The sequence below is a fragment of the Rhizobium sp. SVR5-9E genome, from assembly GCF_056755095.1.
The window spans coordinates 72,298-89,211 of record NZ_JBNDHS010000011.1; the positions used below are offsets into that span (position 1 = coordinate 72,298).

Genomic DNA, 16,914 nt, shown 5'->3' on the forward strand with positions numbered 1-16,914 from the left:
ACTGCAAATTTAGTCAAAGCGATGACTTTATCTTCTCCGCGACGTTGGGAGAAAGCCATTTCGTCCAAATATCGGGATTGTTCGTAAGGAAGTATCTTGCGGCGTCTTCGCCGCTCGCTTGATTCTCGGTCATCCAGGCTAACAGCTCGTTGAGGGTGGCGTTGTCCCAGCGCCGCTTTCTCAGGTAGTCCAGCGCTGCACCGGCACGCTTGGCGAACCCGGGGGTGACGAGCGTCTCCACTTTGTCGGTGGGCCAAGCGTTTACTTTGGGGTCTTCGCAATCAACCACGGTGTTACAACGTTTCCATTCCGTGGCATCGTAAGGCGCATCAAAATCAAGCTTGACCATGGGATACTTGCCGAGCAACGACGTGGGCGACCAATAATAGCCCAGCCAGCCGATCTTGCGCTCGTAGTTTTTGGCAATTGAACCATCTAGACCCGCCGTCGAACCTGGATCGATCAGCATGAAACCTTTCGCGTCCCCATCGTAGGCTTTGTACAATTGGCTGGTCGCGATTGATGATCCCCATCCTGATGGACCATTGAAGACTGCACCCTTCGAAGCGTCCTCTGGAGCAGGAAAAAGTTCCGGCTGTTTCAATGCGTCGGAAACCGTCTTAATCTCCGGATGGGCGTCGGCGATATACTTTGGGATGTACCATCCCTGTATTCCCCCTTCACTTAATGCGTTCCCAGCCGATATCAACTTTCCTTCGGCAACGGCGCTTGAGACACTGTCGGGCAGAGCATTGAGCCATGCCTCAGGGGCTATATCGGGCTCCCCCTTTTCAATCATTGAGGTCATGATCGAAACTGTGTCACCGATGGTGATCTCTGCGGAACACCCGTACCCGTTTTCGAGAATGATCTTGTCTATGTTTGCTAGGACGTCTACCGATTGCCAGTTCATGTTCGCGATAACGACGTCACCGCATTCTGCTGCAAACGCGACGTGCGCGAGGCTGGTAAGACTAACAACCGCAAGACAGGTGCTGGCAAGCATTTTTCCAAACATCTTGATCCCCTTAGATAGCGGTCTCTCCTCAATTCGGCCTTGCAGCGCGACCGCAGTCGCTGTGGCCGTTGGCAAGCCTCCGACGAGCCCTTCGAAGAACACTGTCCGCTGATGTCAGTGCCCTGTGCGAACAACAAGAAGCATCAGGATTTTTGTCCCGGCCCTTTGACTGGCTCTGCATGCTCACAAAGACAGAACTTCAACTGGGTATGGGTTCGATTGCGGCATGCCCATTTTCGCGACGGTGCTCGATCTTAATTCCCTCGAACGGCATACCGGGAAGCGTCAAGTTGTAAGTGTTGATCCAAACTGTCCCAGCTTTGAGCTGGGCCGTCAGTCGGTGTCCGCGAGCGAGTTCTCTTGTGAATATGCCTGCTGCCAGTCCAAGTTCCCTCGCGTTGGCTCTAGCGACCACGTCCTTCTCGTAATCTCTCCGTTCGCAGCAGTGACGAAAATGATTTCAGGACCAGTGCTATGTTTTGTAAATCTGCCGTGGATAAAATGCGATCCGGCCGGGTGATAGCGCGGCGTCGCCCCCTCTACAGGCTGATAACTGCACATCGGCGACGCCTTGATCGTTAGAGGTGAACGAAGATCTCGTCATTTTCAACCGACACCGGGAAGGTCCGCGCTTTCACACGGGGATCGACGAGGAATTCCCCGGTCTTGATATCGAACTCCCAACCGTGCCAGGCGCAGCGGACCAACTCTCCTGCCCGGTCATAGACGAACTCTGCCTTGTCCGTCCGCTTCGTGGTCCCGCAGACGGGACCCTGGCAAAGCGCAGCTCCCTTGTGGGGGCATATGTTCAGAAGCGCGTGGTATCTGCCCTTGAGCCTGAAGATACCAAGTGACAAATTGCCGAGCGTAACGATTTTAGCGGCTTCAGAAGGAACTTCCGAAGCCTTGCAAGCAAACTGCTTTGAAGCCATTGCTGTCTCCTTTACTCTGCTGCCATCGCCGTTGGTCGCGGAATGCGCCGGTAAATGTCTAGTGCATTCAGACCCAGTATCTTCTCCCGCCAAGCAGGGGGGATGTGCAGCTTTGTGACGTCATCATAGTCCCAGTGCGGATAGTCGGACGCGAAGAGCAGCGTATTTTCGCCATCCATTGCCTCCAGGGTTGCCCAAAGGTGCTGGACATTGTCCGCTTGCTCAAGAGGCTGGGTAGACATGCGAATGTTCGACCTGAAGTATTCCGAGGGCAAGCGCTTCAACCAAGGTGTCTCCTTGCGCAACGCCTTATAGTTGGCGTCCAGTCTCCATAGGACCGATGGGACCCACGCCACCCCGCACTCGATGATCACGACTTTGAGGCCGGGCCATTTTTCAAAGACCCCCTGGGCGATCAAGGAAGCCATATGTGTCATGGCAGATTGCGGAAGGATAGCGTGAGTTTCCCAGAAGAAGGTCGAAGGTCCCGCTCCGATAGCGGTCGAGTTCACGCCGCCCTGACCACCAAGGTGCATGGCGAACGGCAGCCCTACTTCAGCGCAAGCCTCGTAAATGGGATGATAAAATGGGTCACCGTAAGGCCGCTGAGCACCGTGGCTTACCAGGACCTGGACGATTCGAGGATGAGAGCCGAGGCGCCGGATTTCGTCTGCTGCCAGTTTTGGATCCTGCGGCGCAACAACTATCGACCCCCAGAATCGGCTGTCCTTGGGCAACCAATAGTCAATCATGTAATCGTTGTAAGCCTTACAAAGTGCATTGGCGTAATAGGGGTTCGCCAAGGTCGACGCCTCGATCGGCTCGTCGCCGGTCAGGATTGCCACGTCGATATTGTATTTGTCGAGGTGTTTTTCCTTCATGATCGCGTAATTGTCGTCCTCCTCGATCGGGTTGACGTCATAGCGCGAGAAACCCTCGGGGTGAAACCACGGACGGTGACCGTGCGGAAAGGCGCCGCGTGGACCCGTCTTTTCGCCACGAACAAACATGTCCTTGAAGAAGCCGTCCATATACGGCTCCAGGACAGTCGCGCTGCACCAGTAGTTGTGACAATCGACATCGACGATGAACAAGATATTTCCTCCCCAAAGGGTCCACGCTCTATGTGGGTAATGACCGCCGCCACATATGACAGCAAACGCCGCCTTCGATAAACGGAGGTGAACCAGCGTTATTGATCGTAATTTACGATCTACAGCAGAGCCTAGCATCGGCGGGAACTGCCGTAACTCCGCCGGGCGAAACCGCGCGTGCTTCTAAGCAGCATTTCATTGTGGGTTGGCAGAGGGGCTAGGAAGACGGGTCCGGCAGCGCCGGGTGCATTATCAGCAGGCAAGCGCGTTTTCGACCAATCGAATTTACCGATTGAAAAAGCGACGTTTGCTCGCTCAATCCGCTTCGTGGAACTTGATATAGCTATGCTATCCAATCAGAGGTGCGCATGATGCTAATGGAAACAAGCTTTCCCTTCTCTCTTCGCTCTGCCAACCAGCAGCCATGCTACCGAGGCGGCCCAGCAACACTGGTATGCAAGGCAGTAGTCGACGAGACGCACGACAGCCGCACGTTCGCGTTTGAAGACAGCCAAAGCAGGAGCTTCGATTTCAAGCCCGGCCAATATGGGAGCTTCAAGTTTAACATCGACGGAAAACTCTGTCCTCGCACCTATTCGATTTCCTCAACCCCGACCCGCCCCCACAATATCCAGATTACTGTCAAGCGCGTCCCGGGCGGGCTCGTCTCGAACTGGCTGAATGACCAGATGCGCCCCGGGATGTCTGTCGAGATTGCCGACATTGGAGGTGACTTCAATTACCTCGATATCCCATCCAAGAAACCGCTCTTCCTCTCCGGGGGGGCGGGCGTGACACCGGTCATGTCGATGCTGCAATACATAACCGACATCGTCGATCAGACCGACGTGGAATTCGTTTATTTTGCCCGAACTCCAAAAGACATCATCTTCCGAGACCAGCTTGAATTCATCGCGAAGCGTTTTCGTAATGTTAAGGTGCATCTCGTGGTAGACGACACTGGCGAGGAGCCTTGCTGCCGTGTGCAGACAGGTAAACTCAGTGCAGCCTTGATGCAGTCGCTCGTTCCGGACCTCGCCGAACGGGAGATTTTCATGTGCGGTCCGGAGGGTTTCATGAAGGCAGCTCGGACCATGGCTGCCGAGGTGCAGATCGGGGCGCTACACGAGGAGAGCTTCGGCGAAAAGATCTTGATCGAAGAAGCAGAGGGGGTGGGTGGCGAAGTTTACTTCTCACTCTCGGGCACACGCGGATTTTGCGGACCGGGAGAGACCCTCCTCGCCGCGGCTCTAAACGCCGGCATCTGGATCGGCAGTTCCTGTCAGCAGGGTGTTTGTGGAAGCTGCAAGGTGAGATTGACGCAGGGAATAGTGGATATGAAGGATCTTGGTGGACTGCCGGAGTTCGAAAAGTCGCAAGGGTACGTATTGGCGTGCTGCAGTTGGCCCTTGGGGTCTGTATCCATAGATGCTTGAAAGCGGCACCACCGATCAGGGGAACCGGGTAGAAGGACGCTGGGTCATTGAGTAGCTCTTCACGAGGTGACGAGTGGGACTGATGTCTCGGGCATTAGCTTGTAAGAGATTGAAAATGATGGCCCGCAACGCTCTTGAGTGCGAGGATTGCCCGGTGCACCAAGGGGTCGTGCTTGCGGCGTCTCTGCGTCGCCACATACACCGGCTGATGAATTTCGGGAGCGTCGGCCACGAGCTTCGCCGAAACACCTGAGCCTGCGAGATAATCAAGAAGGTATTCGGGGAGATAGGTTGTACCTCCGAAGCGTTTCATTATGCCGACGGCCAATTCCTCATAACCGACGGTTAGAGCCGGATGGGCGAGATGGGGCAGGAGTTCGGCATGCGCACGTTCGATGTAGCTCGTATAGGAGGCTCGGATGTACCGCTCGGTAGAGACATCGGCCAGGTGGTCGAACTCGGTTGACACCATCACGAGCCGCTGAGCGCCAATCTCCTCGATGCTGAGATCCTGGAGGAACTTCGGAGCGAACACCACGCCGATGTCGATTGCGCCGTTGGCAAGATCAGAGATGATTTGCGCCGAATAATCCGCTTCCAAGTGCAGCGCGAGGCGCTTGTTGGTCGCGTGCAGTTCCGCGATCCAGTCCAGGAAGAGCGTCCGCATCAAGGTGAACTGCCCGGAGACTCGCAGGGAACCCTCATAACGCTCGAGCCCTCCGATGTCTCGGCGGGCATGTGCCCAGCCTGCTTTCAGCGTCCATGCATGCTGTTCAAATCGAAGGCCGGACGGCGTCGGGATCGCACCAGCGCGGCCGCGATGAAAGAGTTTCACTCCGACAGCCTGCTCCAGCGCCTTGACGCGCCCGCTGATGGTGGACTGCGTGGTTTCAAGCCGCTCGGCGGTTCGATTGAAATTGCGCGTCTCGAGCAGGTCAAGGAAAGTGTCGATAAGGTCCAGGTTCATCTTCGATCGCAGATGGCGATTAATATCGTGTTTCCGGTTGCGTTTATCATAGCAAAGAAATGTTGTCATCTTGGGTCGCTCCGATATCCCGCCGAAGCCGCTTAGGAGAGAATGATGTTTATTGTCAGTTGCGATTGCCAAAATTCTATGTTTCCGCCGTCAGACTCAATTGACATCGTCTGTGTCAGAGCGATGGATTGAACCGTGGTCGATCAAACCGGACAGTTCGCCACGAGTCTCCAAGCAGCTCGATCGTTCTCGGGGTCTGCGGTGAAGTATTTTCCCGGCGTCGCCGTAGCGACAGTGATCGCAATCTCCGCGCAATTTCTTTCCGACCACTATGGCGCGCCCGCGACGTTGATGGCGCTCCTGTTGGGGATGTCTCTCAGCTTCCTTTCGGAAGACGGTAGTAAGACCGTGGCGGGCATCCATCTGACGAGTCGCCTTGTGCTTCGCTTGGGAGTGGCAATGCTGGGTGCACGGGTATCGCTCGGAATCCTGAGCGATCTTGGGGCTGGCTTGCTCTGTCTGGTAATCGCCGCTGTTGTTTCGACGATATTGTTCGCAATGATTGCAGGTAAAATCACTGGTATGGATTGGCGGCTCTCGCTTTTGACGGGAGGTGCCGTTGCGATCTGCGGTGCCTCGGCCGCTGCGGCTTTGAACGCCGTGCTTCCGCAACGAAAGAACAGCGATAGAGATCTCACTCTGACGATTGTGGTGATAACCGTTCTGTCGACCTCCGCAATGGTTCTATATCCAATGCTAGCAACCCAGCTGCAGTTTAACGCCCAAGAGTCCGGCGTGTTCGTCGGCGGAACGGTCCATGACGTTGCCCAAGTTGTAGGCGCCGGATTTTCGATCTCGGATGAGGCCGGCGAGATCGCGACCATCGTCAAGATCATTCGTGTGGGCTTGCTGACTCCTATGTTGATCGGCACGTCTATATTGGTAACAGCAATGGGAGCAGGTGATCGCCAGAAGCTGCGAAACTTGAGCCGGCTGATACCAGGTTTTGTCCTGGGCTTCGCGTTTCTCTCTGCATTCAAATCGTTGGGGATTTTGCCGGCGGCACTCGCAGACTTTGCTACCGATCTATCGCGGTGGGCAATACTGACCGCGCTAGCAGCCGTCGGGTTGAAGACGTCGGTGAGGGAGTTCGCCGGCGTAAGACCGTCGGTCATTGCTCTCGCGCTGTTGGCGACAGCATTTCTTGCGGTCTTTATCGTGGTCGGCCTCATCTTGCACAGAGGCTAAATCGGCGACTTGGTCGCTCCGCAATATTGAGACCAATGGGATTTTATGAGCAGCAGATAGCAGGCTGGGTCTAAATCCCTCCCCATGTGGCGAAGGATGCGCGGCGGCTGCCACGTTGCCATATCCCTCTCACCATAGACGTTGCGCTCAGCCTGCGTGACACCGTCGAGCTGCCGCTGTTGATCCAGGAGCCGTTGGTCGCATCCGGCAATCACTCGGTCGAGCTCCGTGCGCGGCACCTGATCCTCTCGCAATTCATTAACCGCGACATCGTTCGGGCGCGGCCCTACGCAGCCCAGCTAGGAACTTCATCCGCGGACAGGACGTTGATAGTGCACATGCAACTGTTTCACGAGGCCCCATGTCCGGCAAATCAAAGGTTTTCTCCCTCTTCGCGACTGCCGTGGCCGACCTCTCAGGTAAACCTGCAACCTTCGTGCTAGCCGTAGCTCTGGTTTCGGTCTGGGCGGTTTCCGGTCCTTTGTTCGGATTCTCAGAAACTTGGCAGCTAGTCATCAATACCAGTACGACGATCATCACCTTCCTAATGGTCTTCGTCCTGCAGAACAGTCAGAACCGAGATGGCAAGGCATTACAGGCAAAGCTCGACGAGCTGATCCTAACGTCTCAGGCGCAGAACAAGTTCGTCGGCATCGAGAAGCTCGACGAAGACGCCTTGCGACGGATGAGCAAGGCACTTTCTGACCAAGCAGAACGTATGGAAGACGTCGCCGACAAAGCATCGGAGCGCGATAAGGCATCGGCCTGACTGCAGTTGTTTTACTTCGCTTGATTGAAGAGGCGATCGCGACGCTCTGACCGGGCTGCTCGCCAGGTTCGGCTCCACGGCCGTTGGACAATGCTTCGACAGCGGAACAATTTATCAAGTGCCATGTTGATCATGATCTAATGGAGGAGAAGCAACAATGGCTACGGAACCCCGTGAAAACTTGATTGCTTGGCTTCGCGATGCCCATGCAATGGAGGAGCAGGCGATAACCATGCTCAACTCGCAGCTCAAGCGCCTGGAACACTATCCGGCACTGAAAGCAAGAATCGGCCAGCACATCGAAGAGACGAAACGCCAGGAAGAGGTCCTGCTGGCGTGCTTAGACCGTGTTGGTGGCGGGTCTTCATCGCTGAAGGATGCAGCCGGCAAATTGACGGCGACGGCACAGGGAATGAGCGGCGTGTTCGCCAGTGACGAGGTGGTCAAAGGCTCGCTCGCCAGCTACACGTTCGAGCATATGGAAATCGCAAGCTATCGCATCCTGATTGCGGCGGCGGATGTCGTTGGCGATGCCGAAACGAAAGCGGCTTGCGAAGGCATTCTAGCCGAGGAAGCCGCCATGGCGGAGTGGCTTTCCGATCATCTGGATGAAGTCACACGGCAATTCCTGTCGCGAGATGAAGCGGACATGACTGCCAAGCGCTGACTAGTGCGCTGCAGAGCGTGACCATAAAACTATCAGAGATAGACTTGAACCGGCGGGCAAGTATCCGGGTGAATATCATAGCTCCAGAAAGGACTGGCGTGACCGGCCCTCTGAGGAGCGTTCCACAGCCGCTTACGGTAACGCGATCGCCTCGCCAATGAGCCGGGCGTATTCGGCCTCGGGCACTCCGTAGAGGCCGCCGGCAACGGCCATCAGACCGGTGCGCTCTTTAATGACGCAGATGCCCCGTTGCGGCTTAACGAGCAACTCCCCTTCAAGGATGTGCAGCGCGCTCGTTACTCCGGACCGCCGAACACCAAGCATGAGCGACAAGAACTCGTGGGATAGGGCGATTTCAGAACTGCCGATGCGGTCCTGACACATCAGGAGCCAGCGAGCCAGCCGCTGCACGATAGTTCCTTTCCCGTTCGCAAGCGCGGTGTAGGTCGCTTGGACGTGCACAGTCTGCATGTAACGGATGAGCAGGTCCAGCAAAGTTGGTCTTTCGTGGACCAACCGGTGCATTTCGTCGACCGGCAGACGTTGAGCGGCCCCAGCAATCTGGACGAACAGTCTATGGGGGGATTGGTTTCGACCCGAGAGCACAGATGTTCCAACCATGCCCTCTTTTCCGACGACGCCTGTTTCGATCTCCACCTTGCCGCCGGCGTCGGCGACCATCGACGTAACGCCGGATTCCAGGAAATAGACGTATCGATGGGGATATGTGGCCTCTGCAATTTTTGGTGGACCTCAAGCTCGACGCGCTCGGATGCTTTCAGAACGCCCCAAGCTGCTTCGTCGTCCATGACCGAAATAAGGATATTCGAGGTCGTTTCCCGATCAGACATTTTCCCCCTCCCAACAAATGGGCGAGAGCAGATTGTCTCCCAAGCGGCTGACAGCCAAGATCATTCAGCCGACGCCATAGAGAGTATGCTGCTGGCCTATCTGAAGCAACGCCTAATGTGCGATACCGTACCAAGCGAGTACTCTCGCTTTGAGGTCGCTTTTTGAGGTACGCCACCGAACCGGAAAATTCCAAATCATCAGCGTTGCCCCCGATCGTAGCGGACGCGATCGGTAAGCACTGGCCCTGCTTCGGCAGGGCCTTTTTTTTTGGCGGCGTTCGGACTGGAACATTCGCGAAACGCGACCATTTAATTTATTTGGCATCCCGTGGTGGGCTCATAAACCCTTCCGCGCCCTTTCTGGGCGGCCGCGCGATCCTTGGATCAGGTTGCTCCGCTTCGGCGGGGCGTCTTTTTGTACGCTACCGTTACCGAACCAAGAACTCCAACCGTCAGGAACCCAGTCATGTCGGTGACCCCACTGACGTAGCCCAACACCATTAGCCGAGTTCCCGAGCACCAGCGGTGAAGGTCGTTCCCTGTTATACGGCCCTGCCTATCTCCCGATCCGGGAGGCAACCAGCGACCTGAAGCAATCCGTCGGAGTCCTCGCGGACAAGATGGTGACGCAGAGCGAGCTCGAATGGCGCACACAGCGAAGCGCTGAGGATTGCGTCAGGACGGACGGCAGCGTGAAAGAGCTTCGTGACGCCCAGGTGCCGCGGGAAGAGCTCGATCGCGTCTTCGCCAGCTATGACCAGCGGTTTACCGATCAGCAGCGACAACTCGACGACGTCAAACAGGCGCAGGCAATGTCTACGGTGCAAGGGATATACTGCTTGATCTGAGAGAGCGGATCGATCGCATCGAGCGTCAGCGGCTCTCTGCCGGCAAATGGGGTCGGCAGCGCAATAGTTACGACCAGGGCTCGTCCAAACGTGTCAGAAAAGGCGAGCCCTGTCGCAAACCACGGCGTCGGACTATGTTGGAGCGCGGACGCGCGGCTAAGTGCTGAGCTTGGCGGCTACAGCTTTAAAATAAAGCTCCGGCGGGCCTGCGCGTCAATAATCAATAAGGGTTAGGATCGAAGGGCCCGCCCTACGGAAAAGCGAGCCCTTGCCGCGCCTCCTGTATCCCCTAGCCATTCAGCGCGGGATTGACCACGCGGCACCCGGAGAGGGGTGTCATCCGGGTTGAACAGAAGAACTGCCGCGCACCCCAGGCGCGCCAAACAAGGCTGGTTCCGGAATGTTCCTAAAAAAATGCCCCGCCGAAGCGGGGCAGGTCACGGGGAAAAGGTGACCGCGCGGCCCCAGGATGAGCGCTGCGATCCGACATCACTGGGCGACTGAGGTAAGGAGAGTCTACCGCGCGGCCGTCACCTCAACGCTCGGGATAGGCGACCGTTCCGGTCCGGTACCGTACAGTCAAAAGAGAAGCCCCGCCGAAGCGGGGCAGTTTGGGATACGAAAAGGAGGACCGCGCGGCTTTCCGTATGAGGTAACGGAAGGGACCGGAAGAGATCGACCACGCGATCCCAACAGCTCCAACCCTCAAGCCGTAGCAATGTTCCGGTTCGGAGCAAAAAGAAGGCCCTGCTGCTAAGGAGGGGACAGGGCCAGCTCGCCAGCACTGCTGGCTGGACGCGCGTCTGGCAGGGCGTGCCATCCGCGCGATCCGCTGGGTTAACCCCGATCGTATCGATGATGTTCCGGTGCGCCGGAAACTGATCCAGAGGATCGCGCGGCCTTCCAGAGGGCAAGGAAGAGGCAAAACAGTAAGTCACGCCACGCGATCCCAAACACTTAACGTCGAGATGCCGCTGCTGTTCCGGTCTGGTCGCGTACTCAATTGTGCCGAAGCTGCTGTTCGATAATCTCGCGCGCGAGCTCTGTCACGCCGCCGTCGTCGGCTGGATCGGTGTCCAGCAGGGAGGCCGCGAGCTGATAAATTGCTTGGTGATCCTCTGCGGACAGGATGCTCTTGTGTTCCAGATGCAGCATCAGCGCCGAAAAGAGTGCTGATGTGGAAAGGGAAACGGCAGATGCGCAAATTAGGGCGGGGTCGTCCACGTCAGCAGCGATCCTTGATGACGGTGGGAGGCGTGTGAAAGCTCCCCAAACCTCTCGACGTTTTTTGCTCATGGCTCGTTCCCAGAATATACTCGGAATCTGGAGCCCGTTTGTTCCTGGGCAATAAGCATTATGCGCGAGCCTCAGCCGAGAAGGCCGAACAGCGCCGCCAAGCTGCGGATAACACCGGCAATCGTCCCAAGCGTGGCCAGCGCCATCAGCAGCCACATTCCCCATCCCGGCTCGCGCGGTTCTCCCCGATCTTCCGGTCTCAGGCGCTGATTTCCCATCTCTTAAGTCATCGCCCTTTTCGCCGCCTCTCCAACAGCTCGGGAAACGCAGGGGGCACATTGCAATTGTTCTGTTGGTACACCACTTGTAAGCTATCGGCAGCTTCTGAAACGGGCGCTGGCGGGTGATGACTAAGTACCTTTAGCCCGCGGCTCGTATCCACTCCAGTCCATGGGGCTGCCATCGCAAGATCAGCCGGCGCGGTGCGCTTAGAAGATATAGCCTTCCGATATGTCTCTCTGCAGCGCCTCTACAGCGGCTTTTGCATCTTTGGCGACGATCGCGTCGTAAACGTCCTTGTGGTTCTGGGCGGAGCTTTGGAAAAGCGCTTCGTCGGCGAAAATGAAGCACGAAGGCCATGCTCCATCGCTAACCACGCGTTCGTCGAAACCCTCCGCAGTCGATCATGAGGCCCTTGGCACCTTGCGGTTGGCGGACTCGTCGTCAAGCGGGTAACCGTCACAGTGATTGGGATAGGTCGTTCCTGACAGACTGCACGCCGCGTACAAGCGCCGCGACCTCGGTAGACCTAGCGATTTCACGCTTTGCCGTAACCCAACCGTTCAAGGTTACGTCGGAGCCGTCGGCGGAGACGAAGATGTAGGCGCAATCCAAACCACCCGCCTGCTCCAAGGCATTTTCGACCGCATCGACGAGGTCGCGGTCGTCCGGTACGGGGTAAAATGGTCTTCCCACAAGGTGCAAATGACGCCGAGACCGCAGCCTTCTCGGTTCTCGATGATCTTGAAACACGTTTCGTTCGTATGGCATGGTGCCTCCATCTTGAGTTGGCCAGAAAACGTCGCTCGCCGCGAAAAATCGCGAGGCGAACAGCTAAGAAATGCACTGGCGTACCACCCGGCGGCGCATGTTCGATTTGCCGCCAGAACGGGTACGTTCACTCCTGCGCGGCGTCTTTCCGGAACTGCTCGATCAGAACCCGCGCCGCCAGATCCCTGACGGCCTGTTGCTTCTGGTCGCTGAAATGCTGCATGCCAGCGCCTTCGAGAATATCATCGAGCCGATCGAACTCGGGGGTGGAAAATACTGAGGCGGAAGACATCTTGTCCTTCTTTTCTGTCTTGGGGCTAGGGCACTCTGGCCACCCTTGACGACAGCGCCCATGTCATCGGCTGTCGATTGACCCTTCTTACGTCCGGATTGTGCACTCACCAAGGCCGCGAGCATTATATCAGCACGTTGGATATGAGAGGCGGAACTAAGGGCGGTGAGTACCGTTCGCTCCTCAAAGGAGAAGACACATGTCATACAACGATGAACATTCGGAGCAAGATCCTGCGAAGGGCTCCCGCGGGGTCATCGAAAAGGATTTGGAGAAGAAAGCACAGCAAAGCGGCGTGCCCGCGCGATTCCCTCCAAGATCGCGGCTCGCCGCAGAGCCGTCTCCGGGTTTCTGATACGTATTCGTTTCACTGATCGGAACGATGTGCGTTCTGGCGTGTTTGCAAGGAGAGCGGCTCGTTAAGCAGCAGGCGATGGACTTCCCCGGCAAATGATCGGATAGTAACTTGCGACACGTGCGAATGCCCCTCTCATCAAGGAGTACGAACAATTGGGTCGACATCCGACAAGGTTTCCGGCAAGGCAAATGAAGTGACCGGCAAGGCTAAGCAGGCGGTTGGTGAGGCAACCGACAATCGCGGTGCGTCGAAGATTATCTACGATCTGCTGCTATCGATACAGTTCCGACGGTTGAAGCCCCCTGCTGACGCAGACCGCGACCAGGTCTTTTCAGCGACAAAAATTCCCTGCAATGCGATGATCACCAGGATCAGACCTGTAAGGATTCCTTCAGTGTCGGGGTTGTTGGACCCTTGCGAAAGGGTACATCGAAGTCTTTCAGGCTGTTCCTTCTCACAGCTGGCAAACGAACGTCGCAGTCCGCACCTGTTCCTGTCAGTTCTCCCATTCTGCTTCCGCGATCGAACTCGCCATCAGGTCATCCGCGCCATTCGACTCCGCAGGAACAGTGAGGGTGACGAGTTCCCTGTGGCCGCTTAAAACCAAATTATAAAGCTTGTGAACGTGTGTCGCGCCGCGGAATTGTTGAATTGCCTTGCCATCCGTCCGTTGGACGAAAGCCTTCTCGAATTGGGTGCTGTCGATACCGAAAACGAGAATGGTGCAGGCATACACCACCTTGGCGTTCAGAGTGTGTTTACTAATCCCCAAGATCATTCGCTGCGGGAGGTCATTGCCAGATACAGCCCATCCTTCCACCGTCTCCGGATCGGCCAGGGGAGCCATGCCGACAATCAGCTGCGTGGGAAGCGGCAACCAGCCGCTCGTCTCGGCAGTCGCGACGGTGCGTTCGTAGTCGGGTCCGCGCGACAAGCAGAGGCGATGGAAAAAATTGAACGCGGAACCGGCGTCCCCCGCCAGTGCATCTGACGCGAAGCAGAGGAAAGCCAGTTTCAGTATTGCTGCGGTGCGTGCCATCTTCTTCGCCTGATCGCGGCGTTCACCAGTGGGATTCAGATGCGGAGGACATGACGTCGGATCTTACCGCACCGTCCGCGGATGTCGCCGCCATCTGCTTGGCACGAGGGTCGTCAACACAAAAGCGTTGCACCAGCGTCAGCAGTTCCGCCAGCGTCCGTCGGCCACCTCAATAATGCGGCTTATTTACACTTGTCGTCCATGGCTTTCGCCGCCGCGGTTTTGTCACCATGTTGCTGTGCATTGACGTCCTGCTGAGAGGTGGCAAGATTAGGATCGGCACCCATTGGCATGGACTCGCCAGTCTTCTGAGGTGTTTTGGCCTCCGCGCTGGTCTTCGCTCCTTCCAATGGGGCAAGCGACCCATCTTTGGCAATGCCGCCACGACCATCCTTGTTTACCGATCCAGTTACATCCGGGCAGTCGGCGAAACTCGGCTGGAATGAGAAAGCTGCCATACCGATGGCAGCTACGATTACAGAAGTGTACTTCATGGCACTTTCCTCCTGAGAGCTTAACAATGTTGCGCCCTGAAGGTTCCGCGCCCAAGGACGCAGTTTGGTCTCCACGAATGACACGCTGGTGCGATGTGGAATGGGAGTCGCGGCGGACCCTGAAGCGGGTGGCGAATGGCGCGTCTATCGCACGCGCTCAAGAAGCTGATTGCATCGAAAAGGTCGCCAGCCAAGCATAGACGACAGCGGACGAAAGTTCGGCTTGGTTGCAACGCCCTTGGGCGAAATACAGGCAGCCTAGGGGCGTACCAGCTCTCAACTCCGTTGATTTGGTACGCTCGGCACAGGCATTCCTAATGGCTTTCGTAACAATCTTTCAATAGCGCCGTCGGCCCAACCGTGCGCGATGAAACATTCAGCCTTCGTGCCTGCCTGGCTGCTACTCTGCGGCCATATAATCAGCGAGAAAGAACTTGCTTGTCCACAACTGATGATGCGCCTGACTGAGAAGATCGTGCCCCATCGGGTGGTGTAGGTCCTGAGGTTTAGGTGGCCATCAGTGTTTTCCATTTAGGGTCGGGTTGTTCAAGACCAACCTGATGGAAAGACCACCGATGACCGACGATATGATGAACGTGCGTTCGCTTGTTGAGAAGAGCGCCGATGCTGCGGGAGATGATGGGCTTTGCGGCCGAGCGGTTGATGGAGCTGGAGGTCGGCGGCGCGACGGGTGCTGGTTTCGGCGAGAAGAACCCACTGCGGCTCGCCCAGCGCAATGGCTATCGTGATCGGGACTGGGAGACGCGGGCCGGAACCGTGGAGTTGCGCATTCCCAGGCTGCGCAAGGGCAGCTATTTCCCAAGTTTTCTCGAGCCGCGTCGCATGGCAGAAAAAGCCCTGACGGCCGTCATTCAGGAAGCCTATATCCAGGGCATCTCGACACGCTCGGTCGATGACCTGGTCAAAGCCATGGGCATGAGCGGCATCTCCAAGAGCCAGGTCAGCCGCCTGTGCGAGGAGATCGACGTCAAGGTGAAGGCGTTTCTGGATCGTCCCCATCGAGGGCGATTGGCCATACCTGTGGGTCGATGCCACCTACCTGAAGGTCCGCCGTGGCGGTCGTATCGTCTCCGTCGCCGTTATCATTGCCGTCGGCGTCAACAGCGATGGGCGGCGCGAGGTTTTGGGTATGGAAGTCGGCACGTCCGAAGCCGAGCCGATCTGGACGGAGTTCCTGCGCAGGCTCACGCGCCGAGGTCTGCGCGGTGTGAAGCTCGTCGTTTCCGATGCCCATGAGGGCCTCAAAGCTGTCGTCACCAAGGTGCTCAACGCCACTTGGCAAAGATGCCGGGTTCACTTCATGAGGAATGTCCTGGCACATGCGGGCAAGAGCGGCAGGCGCGTCGTCTCCGCCTTCATTGCCACGGCCTTTGCTCAGGAGACCTCCCAGACAGCAAGCGCTCAATGGCGCAGCGTCGCTGATCAGATCAGGCCGAAAGTTCCAAAACTCGCTACCATCATGGACGACGCCGAAGAAGATGTGCTCGCCTACATGACCTTCCCGAAAGAGCATCGGGCCAAGCTGCATTCGACCAACCCAATCGAACGTCTAAATGGCGAGATCAAGCGACGCACTGAGGTCGTCGGCATCTTTCCCAACGACGAGGCCATCATTCGCCTCGTCGGCGCATTGCTGCTCGAACAGAACGATGAATGGGCGGTGCAACGGTCCCGCTACATGACGCTGGAAACAATCGCTCAGATGAGCGATGATCCACAAATCAGCCTGCCTGCTGTGGCGCGCTGATATCGCGCCGGCTCTTTGTCGGAAAGCACGGCTCTCTGCCGGAAGCTCACCACTCCCCGAGACACGATCCCTGAGAAGAAGGCTTCATGGCTGACTCGCATAGATTCTGTCGACATGAAGTGGTTGATAAAGGTCAACGTGTGATCGCCATCATTGATTGCGCCCCAGGCGGAGCCACGCACACGCATACAGCCGTTGCCGCGGCGCCGAAATCGCGACGACGGCCGTGCGGCAAGCGACAATGCGCCGTCAGCTCGGGAGTGCCCCTGATCGCTTCGCTACCCACGTTGCGACAAAGTCCATCAGGGCGGGGGAAAGGCAATCATATGGCTCAAGGCCAAGCGCCCTCAGCCGGGCGCGAATGCCGTCCATACGTGACGGCTCGACGCCGGACTCGATCACTGAGGAGACGAAGGCGGCGAAACCGGGCGGTGCCCAGCCGGACTCCTGGAAACGCTCTGGGTGTACGAAGTCGAGCCCCTTGAAAGCGTGATCGCGTTCAACCGGTCCGTACATGTGCACACCGCATTCCTTGCAGGCATGCCGCCGAATGAGCGCATCGGGGTCGATGATCGTCAGCTTGTCTCCGTTCTCCAGCACGGTCACATTCTCATGTGGTGTAACCGCCACGATGGAAAAGGCCACGCCCTTTGGCTTCCAGCACTTGGTGCAGCCACAGACGTGATTGTGTGCGACCTGTCCCTTAATGGCGACCTTTACCGGTCGGTCAACGCAGGCGCAGACCAGCGTGCCGCCGCTGAAATTGCTATCGGCCGGCGTGACGCCGCTGTCGATTGCCGGATGGATCGATATTTCCATTGCCATGGTATGTTCTCCC

General features: G+C 57.1%; 17 protein-coding genes and 3 pseudogenes. 8 read left to right on the top strand and 12 right to left on the bottom strand.

Going from position 1 to position 16,914, the window contains the following annotated elements; translation table 11 throughout:
- Positions 1–13: 13 nt before the first annotated feature.
- From ACPYOJ_RS08425 to ACPYOJ_RS08440, 4 genes and pseudogenes are all read right to left on the bottom strand, one after another.
- Complete coding sequence (locus tag ACPYOJ_RS08425) at positions 14–1,018, bottom strand: ABC transporter substrate-binding protein (RefSeq protein WP_481415830.1); 1,005 nt, start codon at positions 1,016–1,018, stop codon at positions 14–16.
- Between the two features lie 199 nt (positions 1,019–1,217).
- Positions 1,218–1,436, bottom strand: a pseudogene (locus ACPYOJ_RS08430) (aldehyde dehydrogenase family protein); the annotation flags it as partial.
- 160 nt (positions 1,437–1,596) lie between these two features.
- The gene (locus tag ACPYOJ_RS08435; protein ID WP_481415831.1) at positions 1,597–1,950 is read right to left on the bottom strand and encodes a Rieske (2Fe-2S) protein; all 354 of its coding nucleotides are present in this window, start codon (positions 1,948–1,950) and stop codon (positions 1,597–1,599) included.
- Between the two features lie 11 nt (positions 1,951–1,961).
- Positions 1,962–3,044, bottom strand: a complete 1,083-nt coding sequence (locus ACPYOJ_RS08440; RefSeq protein WP_481415832.1) for an amidohydrolase family protein — start codon at positions 3,042–3,044, stop codon at positions 1,962–1,964.
- A gap of 371 nt (positions 3,045–3,415) precedes the next feature.
- Between ACPYOJ_RS08440 and ACPYOJ_RS08445 the strand changes: the two genes are divergently transcribed.
- The gene (locus tag ACPYOJ_RS08445; RefSeq protein ID WP_481415857.1) at positions 3,416–4,480 is read left to right on the top strand and encodes an FAD-binding oxidoreductase; all 1,065 of its coding nucleotides are present in this window, start codon (positions 3,416–3,418) and stop codon (positions 4,478–4,480) included.
- A gap of 94 nt (positions 4,481–4,574) precedes the next feature.
- Here the strand turns inward: ACPYOJ_RS08445 and ACPYOJ_RS08450 are convergent, their stop codons facing one another.
- A complete protein-coding gene (locus tag ACPYOJ_RS08450; RefSeq protein WP_481415833.1) occupies positions 4,575–5,447 on the bottom strand; it encodes a LysR family transcriptional regulator in 873 nt (290 codons plus the stop codon).
- A 204-nt stretch (positions 5,448–5,651) separates the two neighbouring features.
- On the opposite strand from ACPYOJ_RS08450, the gene ACPYOJ_RS08455 reads away from it, so the two are divergent.
- The 3 genes from ACPYOJ_RS08455 to ACPYOJ_RS08465 all read left to right on the top strand — a co-directional run bounded on the left by ACPYOJ_RS08455 (position 5,652) and on the right by ACPYOJ_RS08465 (position 8,140).
- On the top strand, positions 5,652–6,704 hold the full coding sequence (locus ACPYOJ_RS08455) for a YeiH family protein (protein WP_481415834.1): 1,053 nt from the start codon (positions 5,652–5,654) through the stop codon (positions 6,702–6,704).
- A 361-nt stretch (positions 6,705–7,065) separates the two neighbouring features.
- Entirely contained in the window at positions 7,066–7,473 is a 408-nt protein-coding gene (locus tag ACPYOJ_RS08460; protein ID WP_481415835.1) for a low affinity iron permease family protein, read from the top strand.
- Between the two features lie 157 nt (positions 7,474–7,630).
- Positions 7,631–8,140 carry a ferritin-like domain-containing protein gene (locus tag ACPYOJ_RS08465; RefSeq protein ID WP_481415836.1) on the top strand — a complete coding sequence of 170 codons (510 nt, stop codon included), beginning with the start codon at positions 7,631–7,633 and terminating at the stop codon, positions 8,138–8,140.
- Between the two features lie 132 nt (positions 8,141–8,272).
- Here ACPYOJ_RS08465 and ACPYOJ_RS08470 read toward each other — a convergent pair whose 3' ends face one another.
- A complete protein-coding gene (locus ACPYOJ_RS08470; RefSeq protein ID WP_481415837.1) occupies positions 8,273–8,821 on the bottom strand; it encodes a Crp/Fnr family transcriptional regulator in 549 nt (182 codons plus the stop codon).
- 793 nt (positions 8,822–9,614) lie between these two features.
- On the opposite strand from ACPYOJ_RS08470, the gene ACPYOJ_RS08475 reads away from it, so the two are divergent.
- Positions 9,615–9,839 carry a hypothetical protein gene (locus ACPYOJ_RS08475; protein WP_481415838.1) on the top strand — a complete coding sequence of 75 codons (225 nt, stop codon included), beginning with the start codon at positions 9,615–9,617 and terminating at the stop codon, positions 9,837–9,839.
- A 999-nt stretch (positions 9,840–10,838) separates the two neighbouring features.
- Here ACPYOJ_RS08475 and ACPYOJ_RS08480 read toward each other — a convergent pair.
- From ACPYOJ_RS08480 to ACPYOJ_RS08490, 3 genes are all read right to left on the bottom strand, one after another.
- Positions 10,839–11,135, bottom strand: coding sequence for a hypothetical protein (locus ACPYOJ_RS08480; RefSeq protein WP_481415839.1), 297 nt, complete (start codon positions 11,133–11,135; stop codon positions 10,839–10,841).
- A gap of 71 nt (positions 11,136–11,206) precedes the next feature.
- The gene (locus tag ACPYOJ_RS08485) at positions 11,207–11,353 is read right to left on the bottom strand and encodes a hypothetical protein (RefSeq protein ID WP_481415840.1); all 147 of its coding nucleotides are present in this window, start codon (positions 11,351–11,353) and stop codon (positions 11,207–11,209) included.
- A 460-nt stretch (positions 11,354–11,813) separates the two neighbouring features.
- The gene (locus ACPYOJ_RS08490) at positions 11,814–12,050 is read right to left on the bottom strand and encodes a BON domain-containing protein (RefSeq protein WP_481415841.1); all 237 of its coding nucleotides are present in this window, start codon (positions 12,048–12,050) and stop codon (positions 11,814–11,816) included.
- Positions 12,051–12,195: 145 nt separating this feature from the next.
- Between ACPYOJ_RS08490 and ACPYOJ_RS08495 the strand changes: the two genes are divergently transcribed.
- Together ACPYOJ_RS08495 and ACPYOJ_RS08500 are read left to right on the top strand one after the other, a co-directional pair.
- Positions 12,196–12,405 (top strand): hypothetical protein, encoded by a 210-nt coding sequence (locus ACPYOJ_RS08495; RefSeq protein WP_481415842.1) that lies wholly within the window; start codon positions 12,196–12,198, stop codon positions 12,403–12,405.
- Between the two features lie 521 nt (positions 12,406–12,926).
- A pseudogene (locus ACPYOJ_RS08500) lies at positions 12,927–13,016 on the top strand (CsbD family protein); the annotation flags it as partial.
- Positions 13,017–13,271: 255 nt separating this feature from the next.
- Here ACPYOJ_RS08500 and ACPYOJ_RS08505 read toward each other — a convergent pair.
- Both ACPYOJ_RS08505 and ACPYOJ_RS08510 read right to left on the bottom strand, forming a co-directional pair.
- Positions 13,272–13,814 carry a hypothetical protein gene (locus tag ACPYOJ_RS08505; RefSeq protein WP_481415843.1) on the bottom strand — a complete coding sequence of 181 codons (543 nt, stop codon included), beginning with the start codon at positions 13,812–13,814 and terminating at the stop codon, positions 13,272–13,274.
- Between the two features lie 182 nt (positions 13,815–13,996).
- On the bottom strand, positions 13,997–14,308 hold the full coding sequence (locus tag ACPYOJ_RS08510; protein WP_481415844.1) for a hypothetical protein: 312 nt from the start codon (positions 14,306–14,308) through the stop codon (positions 13,997–13,999).
- Between the two features lie 575 nt (positions 14,309–14,883).
- Between ACPYOJ_RS08510 and ACPYOJ_RS08515 the strand changes: the two are divergent.
- Positions 14,884–16,076: pseudogene (locus ACPYOJ_RS08515) on the top strand (IS256 family transposase).
- Between the two features lie 249 nt (positions 16,077–16,325).
- On the opposite strand, the gene gfa reads toward ACPYOJ_RS08515, so the two are convergent.
- A complete protein-coding gene (gene gfa, locus ACPYOJ_RS08520; RefSeq protein ID WP_481415858.1) occupies positions 16,326–16,895 on the bottom strand; it encodes an S-(hydroxymethyl)glutathione synthase in 570 nt (189 codons plus the stop codon).
- Between the last annotated feature and the right edge of the window lie 19 nt (positions 16,896–16,914).

Coding starts and splice junctions, on each gene's coding strand:
- ACPYOJ_RS08425 (WP_481415830.1), bottom strand. CDS start 1,018: ATGTTTGGAAAAATGCTTGCCAGCACCTGTCTTGCGGTTGTTAGTCTT.
- ACPYOJ_RS08435 (WP_481415831.1), bottom strand. CDS start 1,950: ATGGCTTCAAAGCAGTTTGCTTGCAAGGCTTCGGAAGTTCCTTCTGAA.
- ACPYOJ_RS08445 (WP_481415857.1), top strand. CDS start 3,416: ATGCTAATGGAAACAAGCTTTCCCTTCTCTCTTCGCTCTGCCAACCAG.
- ACPYOJ_RS08450 (WP_481415833.1), bottom strand. CDS start 5,447: ATGAACCTGGACCTTATCGACACTTTCCTTGACCTGCTCGAGACGCGC.
- ACPYOJ_RS08460 (WP_481415835.1), top strand. CDS start 7,066: ATGTCCGGCAAATCAAAGGTTTTCTCCCTCTTCGCGACTGCCGTGGCC.
- ACPYOJ_RS08465 (WP_481415836.1), top strand. CDS start 7,631: ATGGCTACGGAACCCCGTGAAAACTTGATTGCTTGGCTTCGCGATGCC.
- ACPYOJ_RS08470 (WP_481415837.1), bottom strand. CDS start 8,821: ATGGTCGCCGACGCCGGCGGCAAGGTGGAGATCGAAACAGGCGTCGTC.
- ACPYOJ_RS08480 (WP_481415839.1), bottom strand. CDS start 11,135: ATGAGCAAAAAACGTCGAGAGGTTTGGGGAGCTTTCACACGCCTCCCA.
- ACPYOJ_RS08485 (WP_481415840.1), bottom strand. CDS start 11,353: ATGGGAAATCAGCGCCTGAGACCGGAAGATCGGGGAGAACCGCGCGAG.
- ACPYOJ_RS08495 (WP_481415842.1), top strand. CDS start 12,196: ATGCACTGGCGTACCACCCGGCGGCGCATGTTCGATTTGCCGCCAGAA.
- ACPYOJ_RS08505 (WP_481415843.1), bottom strand. CDS start 13,814: ATGGCACGCACCGCAGCAATACTGAAACTGGCTTTCCTCTGCTTCGCG.
- ACPYOJ_RS08510 (WP_481415844.1), bottom strand. CDS start 14,308: ATGAAGTACACTTCTGTAATCGTAGCTGCCATCGGTATGGCAGCTTTC.
- gfa (WP_481415858.1), bottom strand. CDS start 16,895: ATGGAAATATCGATCCATCCGGCAATCGACAGCGGCGTCACGCCGGCC.